14 protein-coding genes are annotated in these 15,889 nt (G+C 60.8%); 5 read left to right on the top strand and 9 right to left on the bottom strand.

Annotated features, from left to right (window positions below):
* Positions 1 to 119: 119 nt before the first annotated feature.
* Positions 120 to 1,961: a dihydroxy-acid dehydratase gene (gene ilvD / locus AOA60_RS19735; RefSeq protein WP_032884175.1), complete on the bottom strand. Its 1,842-nt coding sequence runs from the start codon at positions 1,959 to 1,961 to the stop codon at positions 120 to 122.
* 296 nt (positions 1,962 to 2,257) lie between these two features.
* Here ilvD and AOA60_RS19730 point away from each other — a divergent pair, with 296 nt between their 5' ends.
* Positions 2,258 to 3,991, top strand: coding sequence for a DUF4153 domain-containing protein (locus AOA60_RS19730; RefSeq protein ID WP_099585868.1), 1,734 nt, complete (start codon positions 2,258 to 2,260; stop codon positions 3,989 to 3,991).
* Here AOA60_RS19730 and AOA60_RS19725 read toward each other — a convergent pair.
* Together AOA60_RS19725 and AOA60_RS19720 are read right to left on the bottom strand one after the other, a co-directional pair.
* The gene (locus AOA60_RS19725) at positions 3,988 to 5,151 is read right to left on the bottom strand and encodes an MFS transporter (protein WP_099585867.1); all 1,164 of its coding nucleotides are present in this window, start codon (positions 5,149 to 5,151) and stop codon (positions 3,988 to 3,990) included. The two genes, AOA60_RS19730 and AOA60_RS19725, sit on opposite strands and share 4 nt — an antisense overlap.
* A 240-nt stretch (positions 5,152 to 5,391) precedes the next feature.
* Positions 5,392 to 6,588 (bottom strand): class I SAM-dependent rRNA methyltransferase, encoded by a 1,197-nt coding sequence (locus AOA60_RS19720; protein WP_053127951.1) that lies wholly within the window; start codon positions 6,586 to 6,588, stop codon positions 5,392 to 5,394.
* Positions 6,589 to 6,865: 277 nt separating this feature from the next.
* On the opposite strand from AOA60_RS19720, the gene AOA60_RS19715 reads away from it, so the two are divergent.
* Both AOA60_RS19715 and mutM read left to right on the top strand, forming a co-directional pair.
* Positions 6,866 to 7,678 (top strand): HDOD domain-containing protein, encoded by an 813-nt coding sequence (locus AOA60_RS19715; protein ID WP_177411581.1) that lies wholly within the window; start codon positions 6,866 to 6,868, stop codon positions 7,676 to 7,678.
* A gap of 21 nt (positions 7,679 to 7,699) precedes the next feature.
* The gene (gene mutM / locus AOA60_RS19710; RefSeq protein ID WP_099585865.1) at positions 7,700 to 8,512 is read left to right on the top strand and encodes a bifunctional DNA-formamidopyrimidine glycosylase/DNA-(apurinic or apyrimidinic site) lyase; all 813 of its coding nucleotides are present in this window, start codon (positions 7,700 to 7,702) and stop codon (positions 8,510 to 8,512) included.
* Positions 8,513 to 8,583: 71 nt separating this feature from the next.
* Here the strand turns inward: mutM and AOA60_RS19705 are convergent, their stop codons facing one another.
* The 5 genes from AOA60_RS19705 to AOA60_RS19685 form a co-directional block, all read right to left on the bottom strand.
* Positions 8,584 to 8,835: a YfhL family 4Fe-4S dicluster ferredoxin gene (locus AOA60_RS19705; RefSeq protein ID WP_057723493.1), complete on the bottom strand. Its 252-nt coding sequence runs from the start codon at positions 8,833 to 8,835 to the stop codon at positions 8,584 to 8,586.
* Between the two features lie 102 nt (positions 8,836 to 8,937).
* The gene (coaD, locus tag AOA60_RS19700; RefSeq protein ID WP_003234650.1) at positions 8,938 to 9,417 is read right to left on the bottom strand and encodes a pantetheine-phosphate adenylyltransferase; all 480 of its coding nucleotides are present in this window, start codon (positions 9,415 to 9,417) and stop codon (positions 8,938 to 8,940) included.
* A gap of 103 nt (positions 9,418 to 9,520) precedes the next feature.
* Positions 9,521 to 11,116, bottom strand: a complete 1,596-nt coding sequence (locus AOA60_RS19695) for a GMC family oxidoreductase (protein WP_099585864.1) — start codon at positions 11,114 to 11,116, stop codon at positions 9,521 to 9,523.
* 38 nt (positions 11,117 to 11,154) lie between these two features.
* Positions 11,155 to 11,700, bottom strand: coding sequence for a twin-arginine translocation pathway signal protein (locus AOA60_RS19690; RefSeq protein ID WP_099585863.1), 546 nt, complete (start codon positions 11,698 to 11,700; stop codon positions 11,155 to 11,157).
* 28 nt (positions 11,701 to 11,728) lie between these two features.
* Positions 11,729 to 13,156, bottom strand: a complete 1,428-nt coding sequence (locus AOA60_RS19685) for a coniferyl aldehyde dehydrogenase (protein ID WP_099585862.1) — start codon at positions 13,154 to 13,156, stop codon at positions 11,729 to 11,731.
* Positions 13,157 to 13,303: 147 nt separating this feature from the next.
* On the opposite strand from AOA60_RS19685, the gene AOA60_RS19680 reads away from it, so the two are divergent.
* Both AOA60_RS19680 and AOA60_RS19675 read left to right on the top strand, forming a co-directional pair.
* Positions 13,304 to 13,975, top strand: coding sequence for a TetR/AcrR family transcriptional regulator (locus AOA60_RS19680; RefSeq protein ID WP_099585861.1), 672 nt, complete (start codon positions 13,304 to 13,306; stop codon positions 13,973 to 13,975).
* A gap of 32 nt (positions 13,976 to 14,007) precedes the next feature.
* A complete protein-coding gene (locus AOA60_RS19675) occupies positions 14,008 to 14,862 on the top strand; it encodes a sulfurtransferase (RefSeq protein ID WP_099585860.1) in 855 nt (284 codons plus the stop codon).
* Here AOA60_RS19675 and AOA60_RS19670 read toward each other — a convergent pair.
* On the bottom strand, positions 14,849 to 15,877 hold the full coding sequence (locus tag AOA60_RS19670; RefSeq protein ID WP_099585859.1) for a hydrolase: 1,029 nt from the start codon (positions 15,875 to 15,877) through the stop codon (positions 14,849 to 14,851). The genes AOA60_RS19675 and AOA60_RS19670 overlap by 14 nt on opposite strands.
* Positions 15,878 to 15,889: the final 12 nt, after the last annotated feature.

Genomic DNA, 15,889 nt, shown 5'->3' with positions numbered 1-15,889 from the left:
TTGCAGTGCTGAGCTCGGTAGGGTCAGTTTATTTATTGGTAGCTGATGGTGTTGGGTTCCAGCGCCGGACAAAAAAAATGCCCCGGAGATCGGGGCATTTTCGAGGCTATCGATGGGGCTTACAGCCCATCAAGCATTGCCTTATTGCGCACGGCACCTTTATCGGCGCTGGTGGCCAGCAGGGCATAAGCCTTCAAGGCGGTCGTCACTTTACGTGGACGCTTCTCAACCGGCTTCCAACCTTTCTTGTCCTGCTCGACCCGGCGTGCCGCCAGTTCTTCGTCGCTGATCAACAGGTTGATCGAGCGGTTCGGAATGTCGATCAGCACCTTGTCGCCATCCTGCACCAGGCCAATCGCGCCGCCCGCAGCAGCTTCCGGCGAAGCATGGCCGATGGACAGGCCCGAGGTGCCGCCGGAGAAGCGGCCGTCGGTCAGCAGGGCGCAGGCTTTGCCCAGGCCTTTGGACTTGAGGTACGACGTCGGATACAGCATCTCCTGCATACCCGGGCCGCCTTTCGGGCCTTCGTAGCGGATGATCACGATGTCGCCTTCTTTCACTTCGTCGGCGAGGATGCCGCGTACCGAGCTGTCCTGGCTTTCGTAGATCTTGGCGCGACCTTCGAAGACGTGGATGGATTCATCCACACCGGCGGTTTTGACCACGCAGCCGTCGAGGGCGATGTTGCCGTACAGCACGGCCAGGCCGCCTTCTTGCGAGTAGGCGTGCTCGACACTGCGGATGCAGCCGTTTTCACGGTCGTCGTCGAGGGTGTCCCAACGGGTCGACTGGCTGAACGCAGTCTGGGTCGGGATGCCCGCCGGGCCGGCCTTGAAGAAGGTGTGCACGGCTTCGTCGTCAGTCTGGGTGATGTCCCATTTGGCGATGCCTTCGGCCAGGGACTTGCTGTGCACCGTCGGCAGGTCGGTGTGCAGCAGGCCGCCACGGGCCAGGGAGCCCAGGATCGAGAAGATCCCGCCAGCGCGGTGCACGTCTTCCATGTGGTACTTCTGGATGTTCGGCGCGACTTTGCACAGTTGCGGCACGTGACGGGACAGACGGTCGATGTCGCGCAGGTCGAAGTCGATCTCGGCTTCCTGGGCGGCGGCCAGCAAGTGCAGGATGGTGTTGGTGGAACCGCCCATGGCGATGTCCAGGGTCATGGCGTTTTCGAACGCCTTGAAGTTGGCGATGTTGCGCGGCAGTACCGAGTCATCGTTCTCGGTGTAATAACGCTTGCACAGCTCGACGATAGTGCGGCCGGCCTGCAGGAACAGCTGCTCGCGGTCGCTGTGGGTCGCCAGTGTCGATCCGTTGCCCGGCAAGGCCAGGCCCAGGGCTTCCACCAGGCAGTTCATCGAGTTGGCGGTGAACATGCCGGAGCACGAGCCGCACGTCGGGCAAGCGCTGCGCTCGTATTCCGCGACCTTCTCGTCAGAAGCGCTGGAATCGGCGGCGATGACCATGGCGTCGACCAGGTCGAGGCCGTGGGAGGCGAGTTTGGTCTTGCCGGCTTCCATCGGGCCGCCGGAGACGAAGATCACCGGGATGTTCAGGCGCAAGGAGGCCATCAGCATGCCGGGGGTGATCTTGTCGCAGTTGGAGATGCAGACGATGGCGTCGGCGCAGTGGGCGTTGACCATGTATTCCACGGAGTCGGCGATGATCTCGCGGCTCGGCAGCGAATACAGCATGCCGTCATGGCCCATGGCGATGCCGTCGTCCACGGCGATGGTGTTGAATTCCTTGGCCACGCCGCCAGCGCGTTCGATCTCGCGGGCGACCAGTTGGCCCAGGTCCTTGAGGTGGACGTGGCCCGGTACGAACTGGGTGAACGAGTTGGCAATCGCGATGATCGGCTTCTTGAAGTCGTCATCTTTCATCCCCGTGGCACGCCACAGTGCGCGCGCGCCGGCCATGTTGCGGCCGTGGGTGGATGTTTTCGAGCGGTAATCTGGCATGGAGCACTCCGGGCGGCTAATCAGGTAACTACTAATCAGGTACTACTGGGGAGTGAGCTTCTGTTGACGTCTGGAACACCCGAAAAAATGGCACTGGTGTCCGGAAGTTGCCGCAAACGTGACGGGATCGCCGTGCGCCTTGGCCTTGAGCTCATAAACCCGCCGGGGGATGACTGGCGATGAATAGGGCCGATTCTACACCGCTGGCGGCTGGAGGGAACGGGGCAATATTCAGGGCCGAAGTCTTTGTTTAGACTAGCGGCCCTTTGCCCTCACCCCACTCCAAAGGAATTGGAATGCCCGGTATCCATCGTTTTCTTGGGTTCTACCTGCTGATCGGCCTGATCCAGGGAATCGTCTTCTATTTCTCCGACCAGCTCTATCGCTTGAGCGAGACGCTGTTTTTTGTCACCTACACCGTGGTGTTGGTGGGTGGCACCACCTTGCAGCTGTTGGGGGAAAAAGCCCGACAGTGGCGCTCCTTGTTGCCTACGCTGGCGTTCACCCTGTTGATGGGCGGCATGACGTTCTGGGTGTGCTATGGCCTGGACCATGTCGGCAATAACCGTTGGATGATCAACTCCTGGTTCATCAGCGTGGTGGTGTTGAGTTACGTCTGTGCGACGTTTCTGTTTGCCTGGCCCGCTGTAAAAGGGCAGCGCTGGCGCTATGAAGATCTGTTCCAACAAGCCTGGAACAGTGTGTTTATCGTGCTGTACGCCCTGATTCTGGTGGGTGTGTTCATGTTGCTGCTCAAGCTATGGGGCCGACTGTTCCTGATGCTGGGTATCGAGTTCTTCGAGCACCACTTCTGGAGCCAGTTATTCCTGTGTATCAGCCTGCCGCTGGTATTCGCCTTGGGCATGTACTTGGGCGGGCGCAGCGAGAAAATCATCGGCCAGATGCGCGGCATGCTGTTCAGCGCGTGTGGGTTGTTGTTGCCGTTGATCGCACTGATCAGTGTGCTGTTTACCCTGACCTTGCCGTTCACCGGTCTGGAGCGGATCTGGGCCACGGGCTATTCCACACCGATCTTGTTGGTGCTGGCCGGCGTGCAGCTGTTCTTGCTCAACGGCGTGTTCCAGGAGGGCGTCCAAGCCCGGCCGTATCCTAAGTGGCTGACGTACTTTATCGAGTTGAGCCTGCTATGCCTGCCGATCCTGTCCGCGTTGGCGTTTTACTCAAGTTGGCTGCGGGTCGAGCAGTACGCCCTGTCGCCGCAACGCTTCGTCGCCCTGGCGGCGGCGCTGCTGTGTGGCCTGTATGGCCTTGCGGCAGTATGGGCGGTGGCCTTGCGCTCGCCGGTCTGGCTGGGCAACTTGCGTATTACCAACCCGGCCCTGGCGTTGCTGTTCTGTGGGCTGGTGGTGTTGATCAACACGCCGATCCTCGATCCGGTGCGCCTGAGCGTCAACGATCAGGTCCGGCGTTTGCTTGACGGGCGCACCAAGGCTGAAGCGTTCGATGCGCACTACCTGCGGTTTGGCTTGGAGAAGGCGGGCGAGGAGGCGTATGCGAAGTTGCAGGTCGACCTGGATCAGGAGCGCATTCTGGACCCGGATTCGCGCCGCGCCTTGCGTGAACGAATGGACGACACGGCACTGAGTTTCACTGAGCGTTATGCCAAGGAACGGGCCGAGCGGCCCAAGCCCGAACTGGAATGGATCGGCCCGGCGCCCAAAGGCAGCGAACAGTTTGCCGAACTCAGCCTGGACACCGATGCGCCTTGCGCGCCTGGTTGTGTGCTGTGGGCGGTCGATCTCGACAGGGATGGCCAGCCTGAAGTGCTGGCGATACCCCGCACAAGCTATCGTCATGACTTCAAGCCGCCGCGTATTTTCGTACTGGACGAGCAGGGCGAATGGGACGACCGCGGCCCGCTGCTGTGGACGCAACTGCCGGACGGTTACGTCGACACTGAAACGCTGATCCACGACATCCGCGAAGGCAAGGTTTCCTTGGTCAAGCCGCGCTATCTGCAATTGCAGTCCAGCGACATGTTGCTCACTCCGGTGATTCGGCAGCCTTAAGCGCGCCCGGTTCGACGGTTGGTCACCCACCCCCACAGGCTGAGGACAATGAAGCTGAGGGCGATGGTCAACAGCAGGTGATCGCCCGTCTGGGCCAGCGCCGCGCTGCTCACGGCGGCGGTGAGGAACATGATGCTGTTGCCCGCCGACGCCGCTGTGCCCGCGCGACTGGAGAACAGCAGCATCGCCGCAGAAATGGCGGCGGGGCGGACCAGGGTGACGGCCAGGGCGCTGATCAGCATCGGGATCAACAGGCTCAGTGTGTTGATGGCCCGGTAGCTGACGATCAGAGTCAGCAGCACACCCGCAACGAGCAGCAGTCCGAGGCCGATGTTGATTTGTCGAGACAGCGAAATGCGTTTCTGCAAAAACGATGCGGCAACGCCGCCCAGCAGATACGCCACGCCGTACACCATCAGCACCAGCGCGTAGTGGTATTCGGAGAGTTTCAGCGCATCCATGAAAATCAGCGGCGTCACGCTGATCAGCGCGAAATAACAGGCGAATACCAGTGCGGCTATCCACCAATACCGCAGGAAATCGCGGTTGCGGGCCACGGCTTTCAGCGTGTTGATGATCGATACGGACGCGTGATGCGGGCTGGCAGACTTGGACGGCAGGACGCAGAGCGCGTGAATCAACATGCCCAACGCCATCAGGGCAAAGCCATAGAAGCTGCCCTGCCAGTCGAAGGTGGTTTGCAGCCAGGAGCCGATCAGCGGCGACAGTGCAACGAATGAGCCGCTCAAGGTCATGTAATAGAGGCGTATGCGGGCACGGTCCTGCTCGTCGAACAGATCTTCCACCAGCGCGTGGCCTAATACGAAGAACCCGCAACCCATGGCCTGCACGCCGCGAAACAGCAGGAAGCTCAGGTAATCCGGGGCCAGTGCGCAACCTATTGCACCGAGGATCGACAAGGTGATGCAGCCGAGCAGGACTTCCTTGCGCCCCCATTTATCCGACAGCGGACCCGCGACCAGTTGGGAGATCGAAAACACCAGGGTGAACAGGCTGATGGACAGTGCGATGTCTGCGCTAGGCGTGTCGAACCTTGTCGCCAGGGCTGGGAAAGAGGGCAGCAGGATATTGATCGGGAAGAAGCTGATCAGGGAGATGCAGGTGATCAGGATAAAGCGGGAGAGGGTGGTTCCAGACATTGTTGTTGTTTTCCGGAGTAAAACCAGAAACCGATACTAGTCTGCGAAAAGTGGAATTCAATCAAAACGACTGTGGGAGGCTTCCTGGTTTAACGTGGCTTGCAGCTGTAAGAAATAGGCTCCGGTCTAAATGTGGGAGGGGGCTTGCCCCCGATAGCAGAGTGTCAGGCAATAGATTTGCTGACTGATCCACCGCTATCGGGGGCTTGCCCCCTCCCACATTTTTATCTGTGCTTGGCTTTAGCTGTTTGGCAACAACCGGCACGTGATGCTCTTGATATAGCGCGTCTCGACAATCGCCGGGTGCACCGGATGATCCGGACCCTGGCCGCCGCGTTCGAGCATCTGGATATTGCGATCCAGGTGACGGGCGCTGGTCAGCAGGATGTTTTGCAGGTCGTCTTCCGGCAGGTGCATGGAGCACGACGCGCTGACCAGGATGCCGTCCTTGCTGAGCAGGCGCATGGCTTGCTCGTTGAGGCGGCGGTAGGCGCCTTCGCCGTTTTTCATGTCTTTTTTGCGTTTGATGAAGGCCGGTGGGTCGGCGACGATTACGTCGAAGCGCTCTTCACTGGCTTTCAGTTCTTTCAACGCTTCAAACACGTCGCCTTCGATGCAGGTCATTTTCTCGGCAACGCCGTTCAGCGCAGCGTTGCGCTCCACGCCGTCGAGAGCGAATGCGGAGGCATCGACGCAGAACACTTCACTCGCGCCGAAGGCCGCGGCTTGCACGCCCCAGCCGCCGATGTAGCTGTACAGGTCGAGTACGCGTTTGCCTTTGGCATACGGTGCCAGGCGCGCGCGGTTCATGCGGTGGTCGTAGAACCAGCCGGTTTTCTGGCCCTGGATCACCGGGGCTTCGAATTTCACGCCGTTCTCTTCCAGCGCGACCCACTCCGGCACCAGGCCGAATACGGTTTCGACGTAGCGGTTGAGGCCTTCGGCGTCGCGTGCGGCGGAGTCGTTCTTGAACAGGATGCCGCTCGGCTTGAGCACTTGGGTCAGTGCAGCGATCACGTCTTCCTTGTGGGCTTCCATGGTCGCCGAGGCGATCTGTACCACCAGGATGTCGCCGAAACGATCGACCACCAGGCCCGGCAGCAGGTCGGAATCGCCGTAGACCAGGCGGTAGAAGGGCTTGTCGAACAGGCGATCACGCAGGGACAGGGCAACGTTGATGCGGTGCACCAGCAGCGACTTGTCCAGCGGCAACTTGATGTCGCGCGACAGCAGGCGGGCGCAGATCAGGTTGTTCGGGCTCATGGCCACGATGCCCAGGGTCTTGCCGCCGGCCGCTTCCAGGATTGCCTGGTCGCCTGCCTGGAAGCCGTGAAGAGGTGTGGCAGCCACATCGATTTCGTTGCTGTAGACCCACAGGTGGCCGTTGCGCAAACGACGATCGGCGTTGGCTTTGAGACGCAGGCTTGGCAGGGACATGACGTCGCTCCGGAAAAAAGAGCGGGAGTATACCTCTTGCGCACCGGTTCATGTGGGAGCTGGCTTGCCTGCGATGCAGGCGGCGCGGTGTATCTGACGTACGGCGCTGATGCTGTCGGGGGGCAAACCCCTCCCACATTTGGTCGGGTTTCAGTTTGGGTTGTGGGTGTCGGCCATGTCTGCTTAGGGGGTAGAATCCTCGCCTAGCCCAGAGTGTGTACTTATGTCCCAAGAGCTTTCAGCCGAACAGATCCAACAGGCCCTGCAGGGCATCAGCGTGCCGCCTCAGCCGCAAATCATGGTGGATTTGCAGATGGAGCAGTACATGCCCGACCCGGATCTGGAAGTGATCGCGCGGTTGATCTCCCAGGATCCCGGCTTGTCCGGCGCGTTGCTCAAGATCGTCAACTCGTCGTATTACGGGCTGAGCAACAAGATCGCCTCGATCCAGCGTGCGGTGAACCTGCTGGGTAGCCGTTCGATCATCAACCTGATCAATGCCTTGTCGATCAAGGGCGAGATGAGCGACGACACCATCGTCACCCTAAACCGCTTCTGGGACACCGCCCAGGATGTGGCCATGACCTGCCTTACGCTGGCCAAGCGCACGGGCTCCCAGGCAGTGGACGAGGCCTACGCCCTGGGGTTGTTCCACGATTGTGGTGTGCCGTTGATGCTCAAGCGTTTCCCCGACTACATGGCGGTGCTGGAAGAGGCTTACGCCAATGCCGGCCCGGACTGCCGCGTGGTCGACACTGAAAACAATGCCTTCAACACCAACCACGCCGTGGTCGGTTACTACACGGCCAAGTCCTGGCGCCTGCCGGAGCATGTGACCGACGCCATCGCCAACCACCACAACGCCCTGGCGGTTTTCAGCGACGAGTCCTCGCGCAATCCCCAGCTGAAAAACCTGTTGGCGATCCTGAAGATGGCCGAGCACATCTGCTCGTCCTATCGAGTGTTGGGCAACCAGGCGGTCGATCACGAGTGGGAAACCGTCGGCCCTCTCGTGCTGGACTACGTGGGCCTGTCGGATTACGACTTTGAGAGCATGAAGTTGTCGATCCGCGAACTGGGCGCACACTGACCCTTCCTTCAAGAGGTACGCATGCCCGAGTTACCCGAAGTCGAAACCACCCGCCGCGGGATTGCGCCGCACCTGGAAGGCCAGCGCGTCAGCCGCGTCGTCGTACGTGAGCGGCGCCTGCGCTGGCCGATCCCGGAAGATCTGGATGTGCGCCTGTCCGGGCAGCGCATCGTACTGGTGGAGCGGCGTGCCAAGTACCTGTTGATCAATGCCGAGGTGGGCACTTTGATCAGTCACTTGGGCATGTCGGGCAATTTGCGCCTGGTGGAAGTCGGTATGCCGGCAGCCAAGCATGAGCATGTGGATATCGAGCTGGAGTCGGGCATGGCCCTGCGTTACACCGACCCACGGCGCTTTGGCGCGATGCTCTGGAGCCAGGATCCGCACAACCATGAGCTGTTGATCCGCCTGGGGCCGGAGCCGTTGACCGACCTGTTTGATGGCGAGCGCCTGTTCCAGCTGTCCCGCAAGCGGTCGATGGCGATCAAGCCGTTCATCATGGACAACGCGGTCGTGGTGGGCGTGGGCAATATCTACGCGACAGAAGCGCTGTTTGCCGCGGGGATTGATCCGCGTCGTGAGGCGGGGGGGATTTCGCGGGCGCGATATTTGAAGCTGGCGATTGAGATCAAGCGCGTGCTGGCGGCCGCCATCGAACGGGGCGGGACCACGTTGCGCGACTTTATCGGTGGCGACGGGCAGCCGGGGTATTTCCAGCAGGAGTTGTTCGTCTACGGCCGGGGTGGCGAGGCGTGCAAAGTATGCGGGACTGAGCTGCGCAATGTGGTGCTGGGGCAGCGGGCGAGTGTGTTTTGCCCCAAGTGTCAGAGCTAATGGATGTGTGAAGGCTGATATAGCCATCGGGGGCAAGCCCCCGATGAGACCTTAACAGGCATTAAAGATCTTCAGGCCTTACCGGTAATCTTCCGGTACTTCTCCATCAATTGCTCTTCCGTCTCCGGACGCGCCTCATCCAGCGGAATGCAATCCACCGGGCACACCTGCTGGCACTGGGGCTCGTCATAGTGGCCGACGCACTGGGTACACAGGTTCGGGTCGATTACGTAGATCTCCTCACCTTGGGAAATCGCAGCGTTCGGGCACTCGGGTTCGCAGACGTCGCAATTGATGCAATCGTCGGTGATGATCAGGGACATGGAAACTCCTGCCAGGGCGCTCGGCCAAGGCATCTGAAAACTAATGCGCGCAATTGTGCCGCATTGGCGCCTGCAGTGCGAGCAGGCGCCGATAGAGTGGTCTTACTTCTTGAAGCGCAGGGTCAGCGCGTCGGCCACGGCTGGATGCACGAACTTGGTGATATCTCCGCCCAAAGCGGCGATTTCACGAACCAACGTCGAGGAAATGAACGAATAACGTTCCGACGGCGTGAGAAACAGGCTCTCAACGTCCGGCGCCAATTGACGGTTCATGTTGGCCAGTTGGAATTCGTATTCGAAGTCCGATACCGCACGCAGGCCGCGCAGGAACACATTGGCGTTCTGCTCTTTGGCGAAGTGCGCCAGCAGCGTCGAAAAACCTACCACTTCTACGTTAGGCAGGTGCCTGGTGACCTCACGCGCCAGCTCCACGCGCTGTTCCAGGGGAAACAGCGGGTTTTTCTTGGGGCTGGCCGCGACCGCGATGATCACATGGTCGAACAAGCGAGAGGCGCGTTCGACCAGATCGCCATGGCCTTTGGTAATCGGGTCGAAGGTTCCTGGGTACAACACTCGGTTCATCGCGTCGTCCTGGCGGAGTCCGTTGGGGAACCGGATGGTATCGCAGCCATCCCGGTCGGCCAAGTCGACTTATGTAGATACATGCCGCTGATCGAGCGTTTTTTCATGCTGTTTTCAGACGTTCGGCCAATGCACTGGCCAGTTGCGCGGTCAATCCGTACACCGACAATTGGGGATTGGCCCCAATACTGGTGGGGAATAACGAGCCATCGTGGATCGACAGATTGCGCAATTGGTGATGGCGACCCAGGCTGTCGGCCACAGCGTTCTTCGGGTCTTCCCCCATGGCGCAACCGCCCATTACATGGGCGCTGCCCAGGGTTGTGCGATGCAGTTCCAGGTTCAAACCGTCAATCAGGTCACGGGCTTGGGTCAAGGTATTCACGTAGCGTGCATCGTGATGCAGCGGCTTGACCGACTTGGCGCCCGCTGCGAATTGAATCTCGGCCATGCTGTGAAAGGCGCGGCGCAGGCCGTCCCAGGCGTAGGGCGAAACCTGATAGTCGAGGACGGGGGTGCCGTCACCGCGCAGATCTACCGTGCCGCCGGGGCTGTCGGGATGAAATCCGTCGCGCAAGAGGGCGAGCATCGCGTGAGTATTGGGTAATTGGCTCATGTCCAGCGCGTTCCCAGTGCCGTAACCGCCAAACAGGGTGCTGGCCAATCCAGGGTGTAAGGGCGGCGCTTCCAGCTTGTAGGACATTTTGCCGGTGGTGCCGTCCTGCCATTGGAAGTGGTCGGAATAGATTGATTGCGGCGCGCCATAGAACGGGTTGATCACCTCGTCGAACAGCCCGGCGGAGAAATTCACCAGATGCAGGAACGTGCGCTTGCCCAGGCGCGAGTGAGGGTCGGGTGCATCCGAGCGCATCAGCAGTGCCGGGCTGTTGATGCCGCCGCCCGATAGCACGTAATGCCTGGCCTTGACCGTGATCCTGCGGCCGGTCGGCGATACGCAGCGCTCATCCATGGCCACGCATTCCAGGCTGCTGATGGTATCGCCGCTGTAGTTGAGGCGTTCGGCACGGGCCAGGTAAAGCAACTCGCCACCTTTCTCCAGGGTGGACGGTATGGTGGTCACCAGCATTGATTGCTTGGCATTGACCGGGCAACCCATGCCGCAATAGCCCAGGTTGAAACAGCCGCGCACATTGCGCGGGATCACATGCCAGCTATAACCGAGCTTTTCACAGCCTTTGCGGATTACGTCGTTGTTGGCGTTTGGCGGGATAGCCCAAGGCGCGATGCCCAAGCGCTGTTCCATTTTCTCGAACCATGGCGCCATCTCGGCGCTGCTGTGGCCCTTGACCGCGTATTCGCTGGCCCAGTGGGCGAGGGTGGCGTCCGGGGTGCGAAAGCTCGATGTCCAGTTGATCAACGTGGTGCCGCCGACTGCCCGCCCCTGCAGGATGGTGATCGCGCCGTCCTTGCTCATGCGGCCGATGCCTTCCTGGTACAGGCTGGCGTAGGCCTCGTCCTCCAGCAGCTTGAAATCGCTGCTGGTCTTGAGCGGGCCTTCCTCGATCAGCAGCACCTTGTAGCCGGCTGCGCTGAGGATCTCTGCCGTGGTGCCACCCCCGGCGCCGCTGCCGATGATGGCGACGTCGGCTTCCAGCGTCAGGTCATTGTCGAGGGCGGCGCCGTTGTGGGTTTTCCAGCCACGGGCCAGGCCTTCGCGGAACAGATCGGGTACGGGCATCAGGGTCGTCTCTTGTTTTTATTGTGGAGGGATGCAGATCAGATCTTCGGCGGGCCGGGATAGCCGCAATGGGCCCAGGACGCCGGCTGGAAGTACCAGGCCATGATCACCAGCTTGAGCAGCGAACCCTGGCCCATGCGCAGCAGGTTCAGGTAACTGTTTTCCCAGCGGTGCAGGAAGTTGCGGATCTGCTCTGCGCTGGCGTTCTCCCAACTGCCCCAGATACCGGTCAACGGCCCACGGGTAATGCCCATGCCCAATACGTCGAACAGCTGTTGGGTGAGCTTGAACATCTCCGGCGACAGATGCTGCAGGCTGAAGTCGAGCTTTTTCAGGGTGTCTTCGACGCCGCTGGCGACTTCCTGGGCGCTGGCTACACCCTCCAGCAAGACCGGAATGACCGCGCGCAGAAACGGCAGATCACTGCTGCGCAACAGGGCAAAGCCGCTGGCCGGTGTGCTGCTGGAGCAGCCGCTGAGGCTGGCGCCAAGCCCGGCGGTGGCCAGGAAGGCGCTGGCGCACAGGCCGATTTTCAACACGCCGCGCCGCGACAGTGCGGGTGAATCAGTCAGGCTAGGGTTCATTGTTATTGTTATCCCGTAGGTGGCGGTATCAGCGAACGAACAACTTCTGGATCAACTTCTGGATGGCTTTGCCGTAAGGCGGGTAGATCAACTTGGCAGCGTTCAGGCGCTGTTTCACCAGCACCCCCTTGGCTTTGCTGAAGGTCAGGAACCCCTCATGGCCGTGGTAATGGCCCATGCCCGACGGGCCGATGCCGCCAAACGGCATGTCATCCTGGGCTACGTGCAACAGGGTGTCGTTCAGGCACACGCCGCCGGAATGGGTCTCGTGCAGCACGCGGTTCTGTTCGCCCTTGTTGTAGCCGAAGTAATACAGGGCGAGTGGGCGAGGGCGTTGGTTGATGTAGGCAAACGCTTGGTCGATACCGCGATAGGGCACGATCGGCAGCACGGGGCCGAAGATCTCGTCCTGCATCACGGTCATGTCATCGCTGACATTCAGCAGCAGGCTGTGGGCCATGCGGCGCGCCTGGCCTTGCTCATACAACGGAACCAGCGTGGCGCCTTTGTCGGTGGCGTCCTTGATGTAGGCATTGAGCCGGGCCAATTGCCGCTCGTTGATGATGGCGGTGTAGTCCGGGTTGTCGGTCAGGGTCGGATAAAACCCGCGAACGGCTTTGCTGTAAGCCTCGACGAAACCTTCGACGCGGTCTTCCGGCACCAGCACGTAATCCGGCGCGACGCAGGTTTGCCCGGCATTCAAGGCTTTGCCGAAAGCGATGCGTTCGGCGGCGTCCTTGAGCGGCACATCGGCGGAAACGATGGCGGGCGACTTGCCGCCCAGCTCCAGGGTGACCGGCGTAAGGTGTTCCGCCGCCGCGCGCATCACGTGTTTGCCAATGCTGGTGGCGCCGGTGAACAGCAGGTGGTCGAAGCGCAGCTTGGAAAACGCCATGCCCACGTCGGCTTCACCCAGCACCACGCACACCAGGTCCTCGGGGAAGATCTTCGCCAGCAGGGTTTTGAGTAGCGCGCCAGTGGCGGGAGTGGACTCGCTGAGCTTGAGCATCACCCGATTGCCCGCCGCCAACGCGCCCACCAACGGCCCGATGGCTAGGTACAGCGGGTAGTTCCACGGCACGATCACGCCGACCACGCCCAGCGGCTGGTAAATGACCTTGGCTGACGCCGGTTGAAAGGCAATGCCTACAGCACGGCGCGAAGGTTTCATCCAGCCCTTGAGGTGTTTGCTGGCGTAGTGAATGCCATGCAGGCTGGGCATCAATTCGGCGAACAGGGTTTCGTCGGCGCTGCGGTGGCTGAAATCCTGGCAGATCGCGTTGATCAGCGTCTGGCGCTCGTCGCTGAGCAGGTCGCGCAGGGCCTTGAGCCATTGCTGGCGTTGCGCGGCTGGCGGCATGGGGTTGGCGGCGTAGGCGCGGCGTTGAGTGTCGAACAGGTTCTGGAGTTGATCCAGCACCTGGGAGTCCTGCAGGTAGGCAACGTTGGCAGACATGGCGCAGCACCGATTGTTATTGGTCTGCCTGGATTTTTAGAGTCATTGCTCTAAATTGTCAAATAACATTGCGGCAACATGCAGATTTATCCTGGCAAGGATAGGTCGTAAGATGCCCCATCACGTGTATAGAAGCTGATTCCCCCTATGGCCCCACGAGTAAAGACCAGCGAGCGCATTGTGCAAACCAGCCTGGAGCTTTTTAACCAGCAGGGCGAGCGCAGTATCAGCACCAACCATATCGCCGCCCATATGGAAATTTCGCCGGGGAACCTGTACTACCACTTCCCCAACAAGCAGGCGATCATCGCCGTGCTGTTTCGTGAATACGAAGCGCTGGTCGACAGCTTTCTGCGCCCACCACAGGGGCGCGCCGCGACGGTCCAGGATAAGCGTTTCTACCTGCAGGCCTTGCTGGCCGGGATGTGGCGCTATCGCTTCCTGCATCGCGACCTTGAGCATCTGCTGGAGAGCGACCCTGAACTGGCCACCGGTTATCGGCGTTTTTCCCAGCGTTGCCTGGTCCAAGGCAATGCGATCTACCAGGGGTTTGTCGACGCGGGCATCCTCAATATGGACCCTGTTCAAACCGAAGCCCTGACCCTCAATGCCTGGATCATCCTCACGTCCTGGGTGCGGTTCTTATGCACCACCAATGAAAACTCCGCCCAATTGAGCGCCGAAGCGATCAAGCGTGGGGTGTATCAGGTGCTGGTGCTGGAGGCGGGGTTTGTCACGCCCCAGGCGAAAGAGGCGGTGGATGCGCTGTTCAAAGAGTTTTACGTGCCGTTGAACCAGGCACTGGAAGAAGTGAAGTAGACCTTTCCCACATGCATTCGTAGGAGTTCGTCATGCCGCTTGCCCAACTGATCAGTCCCCAGCAATTGGCCGAGCGCCAGAAGGCCGGCGGGGTGGTGATCCTGGATTGCCGTTTTGCCTTGGAAGACCCGGACTACGGGCGTTGCAGCTATGCCGAAGGGCATATCGAAGGCGCGCAATACGCCGACCTGGAGCGACACCTCAGTGGCCCGGTGACCAAGGGCGTCACTGGACGTCACCCATTGCCGGCGGCGGACACCTTGGTTCAGCAATTGCGGGCCTGGGGCATCAGCGCAGATACCAATATTGTGCTGTATGACGACGGCCCCGGCGCCTATGCCGCCCGCGCCTGGTGGCTGTTGGCCTGGTTGGGCAAGCGCGATGGCGTGTTTATCCTGGATGGCGGCCTCAAGGCCTGGCACTCCGCCGGTTTCCCGCTGAGCCTGGACGCGCCGCTGGTTGAGCCCGGGACGTTCGCCGGTACGCCGGACAACCGCCTGCTGGTGGACGCCGAACACCTGCAAAAACGCTTGGCCCAGTCGGGTCTGACCCTGATCGACGCCCGCGCTCAAGCACGTTTTCGCGGCGAAGTGGAGCCGATCGACCCGATCGCCGGGCACATCCCTGGCGCGCAATGTGCGGCCTTCAACGAAAACCTGGGCGCCGATGGCCGCTTCCTTCCGGCTGAACAGCTCAAGCAGCGCTTCGCCGCCCAACTGCAAGGCCGCTCGCCGGATGAGCTGGTGGCGTATTGCGGTTCCGGCGTGACGGCGTGCCACAACCTGTTCGCCCTGAGCCTGGCGGGTTATCCGTTGGGCAAGCTGTATGCGGGGTCGTGGAGTGAGTGGATTACTGATCCGGCGCGGGCGATAGCTACGGGCGACTGAGTTCCCTGCCGTGTAAGCCACCTCCCACATGTGCCCTAAGCCATTGTGGGATGCGGCGCTCCAGGTAGTAGCTGGGGCGTTTCAGTGAGCCATCGACGAAGCCCACGTGCCCACCTTTGGCCGTCAGCTCAAACTCGGTGCACGCCGACAGCTCGCTGGCCTCGGGCAAGCTGTGGGCGAAGACGAACGGGTCGTCGGCGGCATGGATAATCAGGGTCGGTGTGCGAATGTCGCCCAGGTAATATCGACTCGATGCCTTTCGGTAATAATCCTCTGCACTGAGAAAACCATGCAACGGCGCGGTTACCCGGCCATCGAAGTCCCAGAACGTACGCATCTTCTCCAGGGATCCGAGTGCTTCAAGGGTTTTTAGCCCATCCTCTCGACCATCCTGCAAAAACTGACGCTGCTTGACGCGGATATACGCCAACATCTCGCGCATGAAGTGCTTCTGATACACCCGCGAAAACCCCAGCCCGATGCGGTCTGCGCACTGGTCCAGGCGAAACGGCACCGACACCGCCGCCGCGCCTTGCAGCCCCGACGCTTCGCCGGTTTCACCCAGGTGCTTGAGCAATACATTGCCGCCAAGGGAATAACCCACGGCATACAACGGCGCCAATGGCCGCTTGGCGCGCAAGTGCGCAATTGTTGCGGCCAGGTCTTCGCTGGCGCCCGAGTGATAGCTGCGGGCCAACAGATTTGGTTCCCCTGAGCAGCCTCGCCAGTTCAGCGCCACACTGGCCCAGCCTTGTGCGGCGAGGACTTTTTGCAGTCCGGCCACGTAAGGCGAGTTGGATGAACCGGTCAGCCCGTGCAGCACCAGCACCAAGGGGGCTTGCGCGTCATGGGGCCCATGCCAGTCGAGGTCGAGAAAATCGCCGTCTTCCAGCCACAGGCGTTCGCGTTGGCGCTCGATATGGGTAGTGGCACGCCACAACGGCCCCCACAGTGTTTGCAGGTGGGGGTTGCCGAGGCCGAAGGCGGGGGTGAATCTTTCAGAAGAAGGGGTCATGCAGATCTCTGT

Source organism: Pseudomonas sp. 2822-17 (assembly GCF_002742485.1).
In the GTDB taxonomy this organism is placed as follows: domain Bacteria; phylum Pseudomonadota; class Gammaproteobacteria; order Pseudomonadales; family Pseudomonadaceae; genus Aquipseudomonas; species Aquipseudomonas cyclaminis.
Note: the sequence above shows the minus strand (reverse complement) of the source record. Positions and strands in the feature narration are given on the sequence as shown.

Excerpts from the sequence above, each read along its gene's own strand:
- coaD (WP_003234650.1), bottom strand. The coding sequence starts at position 9,417 with ATGAACCGAGTGTTGTACCCAGGAACCTTCGACCCGATTACCAAAGGC.
- AOA60_RS19705 (WP_057723493.1), bottom strand. The coding sequence starts at position 8,835 with ATGTCCCTGATCATCACCGACGATTGCATCAATTGCGACGTCTGCGAA.
- AOA60_RS19680 (WP_099585861.1), top strand. The coding sequence starts at position 13,304 with ATGGCCCCACGAGTAAAGACCAGCGAGCGCATTGTGCAAACCAGCCTG.
- AOA60_RS19730 (WP_099585868.1), top strand. The coding sequence starts at position 2,258 with ATGCCCGGTATCCATCGTTTTCTTGGGTTCTACCTGCTGATCGGCCTG.
- AOA60_RS19685 (WP_099585862.1), bottom strand. The coding sequence starts at position 13,156 with ATGTCTGCCAACGTTGCCTACCTGCAGGACTCCCAGGTGCTGGATCAA.
- AOA60_RS19725 (WP_099585867.1), bottom strand. The coding sequence starts at position 5,151 with ATGTCTGGAACCACCCTCTCCCGCTTTATCCTGATCACCTGCATCTCC.
- AOA60_RS19720 (WP_053127951.1), bottom strand. The coding sequence starts at position 6,588 with ATGTCCCTGCCAAGCCTGCGTCTCAAAGCCAACGCCGATCGTCGTTTG.
- AOA60_RS19670 (WP_099585859.1), bottom strand. The coding sequence starts at position 15,877 with ATGACCCCTTCTTCTGAAAGATTCACCCCCGCCTTCGGCCTCGGCAAC.
- mutM (WP_099585865.1), top strand. The coding sequence starts at position 7,700 with ATGCCCGAGTTACCCGAAGTCGAAACCACCCGCCGCGGGATTGCGCCG.
- ilvD (WP_032884175.1), bottom strand. The coding sequence starts at position 1,961 with ATGCCAGATTACCGCTCGAAAACATCCACCCACGGCCGCAACATGGCC.
- AOA60_RS19690 (WP_099585863.1), bottom strand. The coding sequence starts at position 11,700 with ATGAACCCTAGCCTGACTGATTCACCCGCACTGTCGCGGCGCGGCGTG.
- AOA60_RS19695 (WP_099585864.1), bottom strand. The coding sequence starts at position 11,116 with ATGCCCGTACCCGATCTGTTCCGCGAAGGCCTGGCCCGTGGCTGGAAA.
- AOA60_RS19675 (WP_099585860.1), top strand. The coding sequence starts at position 14,008 with ATGCCGCTTGCCCAACTGATCAGTCCCCAGCAATTGGCCGAGCGCCAG.